3 protein-coding genes and 1 pseudogene are annotated in these 2,428 nt (G+C 71.4%); 3 read left to right on the top strand and 1 reads right to left on the bottom strand.

What is annotated here, in order from left to right:
• Together AB0M20_RS38330 and AB0M20_RS38335 are read left to right on the top strand one after the other, a co-directional pair.
• A pseudogene (locus AB0M20_RS38330) lies at nt 1-350 on the top strand (ABC transporter ATP-binding protein); the annotation flags it as partial.
• Entirely contained in the window at nt 340-1,206 is an 867-nt protein-coding gene (locus AB0M20_RS38335; protein WP_364305809.1) for an ABC transporter permease, read from the top strand. The pseudogene AB0M20_RS38330 and the gene AB0M20_RS38335, both read left to right, overlap by 11 nt.
• On the opposite strand, the gene AB0M20_RS38340 is transcribed toward AB0M20_RS38335, so the two are convergent.
• Nucleotides 1,203-1,385, bottom strand: a complete 183-nt coding sequence (locus AB0M20_RS38340; RefSeq protein ID WP_364305811.1) for a hypothetical protein — start codon at nt 1,383-1,385, stop codon at nt 1,203-1,205. The genes AB0M20_RS38335 and AB0M20_RS38340 overlap by 4 nt on opposite strands.
• A 346-nt stretch (nt 1,386-1,731) precedes the next feature.
• Here AB0M20_RS38340 and AB0M20_RS38345 point away from each other — a divergent pair.
• The coding region (locus AB0M20_RS38345) for a sulfite exporter TauE/SafE family protein (RefSeq protein ID WP_364305813.1) at nt 1,732-2,428 on the top strand (697 nt) is incomplete at its 3' end.

The following is a 2,428-nucleotide window of genomic DNA, read 5'->3' on the forward strand; positions in this document are numbered from 1 at the left end:
TGCGTCAGCGGGTGGCGCTCGCCCGCTCGCTGGCGCAGGACTCCGAGATCCTGCTGATGGACGAGCCGTTCGGCGCCCTCGACGCGATGACCCGCGACCTTTTGCACGACGAGGTGGAGCGGATCTGGCGGGAGCAGTCGCTGACCGTCCTGTTCGTCACGCACAACGTCCGCGAGGCGGTCCGCCTGGGCGACCGCGTGATCCTGCTGAGCAGCCGGCCCGGCCGGGTGATCGAGGACTTCGCCGTCACCTCGCCGCGGCCCCGGCGGATCGACTCCCCCGAGGTGTCGGCGCAGGCCGCCGAGATCACCGACAAGCTCCGCGCCGAGGTGGCCCGCCATGCCCACTGATCTCGACACCAGGCAGCGGGACACCGCCGCCGGCCTGGACGCCCTCGAACTCGGGGTCGAGCCCCGCCGCTCCGACCTCGGCCGCCGGATCTGGCGCTCGGCCTGGCCCAAGCTGCTCGCCGTCGCCCTGGTGATCCTGATCTGGGAGCTGGTCGTGCTCTCGGGCTGGAAGGAGACCTACGTCCTGCCCGGCCCGGCCACCGTCTTCAGCGAGCTGGGCGGCCTGATCACCACCGCCGACTTCTGGGCCGGCGTGCGGCTCACCATGACCCGGGCGATCACCGGTTTCTCGCTCGCGGTGCTGATCGGCACCGTCGTCGGCGCCGCGGTGGCCACCTTCGCGCCGCTGCGCGCGGCGATCGGGTCGCTGATCACGGGCCTGCAGACGATGCCGTCGATCATGTGGTTCCCGCTGGCCATCCTGCTCTTCCAGCTCGGCGAGAAGGCGATCCTCTTCGTCGTCGTGATCGGCGCCGCGCCCTCGGTCGCGAACGGCCTGATCAGCGGCATCGACTACGTGCCCCGGACGTGGCTGCGGGTGGGCCGGGTGCTCGGCATGACCGGCCTGAAGAAGTACCGCTACCTGATCCTGCCCGCGTCGCTGCCGTCGTTCGTCTCCGGCCTGAAGCAGGGCTGGGCGTTCTCCTGGCGCAGCCTGATGGCCGGCGAGCTGCTGGTGATCGTGCCGGGCGCGATCTCGATCGGCGTGCGCATGCAGAACGCCCGCGACCTGTTCGAATCCAGCCTGGTGATCAGCTACATCATCGTGGTGCTGATCATCGGCATCCTGATCGACGTGCTGTTCAACACCGCCGACAACGCCCTGCGCCGCCGCTGGGGCCTGACCGGCGATTAGTCGTCGTCGTCGCCACCGTCGTCATCGTCGTCGCCCTGGTCGCCGCCGGGGCAGCCGGTGAGGGTGGCGAGCGTGGCGGCGGCGCCGACGGCCAGCAGTGCCCGTCCGAAGAACGCCCGGCGATCCAGCCCGCTCGGCGTACCGGTTGCGTCCTCGGTGGTTCGCGTAGCGTCATCCATCGACGCATTGTCGCAGCGCCACGGGCCACAAGCCAGCAAAAACCCATACGGGTACGAGCACACCGAAGTCCCGTGCCACACCGCGAGCCAGTCGCGACTCACCCTCACTGCCCCACCGCCGGGCGGGCCCGCCCCCAAGAACTGGTAGCCCAGAAGGCCATCCGCGATGCGGATAGCCTCCTGGGCTACCACTTTCGCTTGGCGCGCCGGGCCGCGACCCGAAGTGGTAGCCCACGCACGCATTCCGCCCCCGGAAAGGGCGGTGGGCTACCACTTTTCGCTTGCGCGCCGCTCCGCTGCCCGATGGGGTCGGTCCACCGGGTTTCCGGGGCTACGGTGGGGACGCGTGGGTCTTGATCAGGTCGTGCTGCTGGTGCTCGGCGGGGCCGGGTCGGGGCTGACCGGGTCGATGGCCGGGCTGGCCTCGCTGATCAGCTATCCCACACTCCTGGCCGTGGGGCTGTCGCCGATCGCCGCCAACGTGACCAACACGGTGGCGCTGTTCGCCAACACCGCCGGCGCCGCGGCCGGCTCTCGGCGCGAGTTGCGGGGGCAGGGCGGCCGGGTGCTGCGGCTCGGCGCGGTCGCCACGATCGGCGGGGCGGCCGGCGCGGTGCTGCTGCTGAGCACGCCGCCGTCGGCCTTCGAGCGGATCGTGCCGTGGCTGATCGCGCTGGCCGCCGTCGCCCTGCTGTTCCGGGACCCGCTGCGGGCCCGGCTGACCCGTGCCGCCGGGCTGCCGCTGACCCCGCTGATCTTCCTGATCGCGATCTACTCCGGGTACTTCGGGGCCGCTGCGGGCGTACTGATGCTCACGGTCCTGTCCTTGAGCGCGAGCGAGCCGCTCGCGGTGAGCAACGCGGTCAAGAACGTGGTCAGCGGCATCTCGAACCTCACCGCCGCGGTCATCTACGCGTTCGTCGCTCCGGTGCACTGGCCCGCGGCGCTCCTGCTGGGCGCCGGCTGCCTGCTCGGCGCCTGGATCGGGCCCGCGATCGTGCGGCGACTGCCGGAGAAACCCCTGCGTGCCGGCATCGCTCTGG

Source organism: Actinoplanes sp. NPDC051633, from assembly GCF_040681735.1.
In the GTDB taxonomy this organism is placed as follows: Bacteria; Actinomycetota; Actinomycetes; order Mycobacteriales; family Micromonosporaceae; genus Actinoplanes.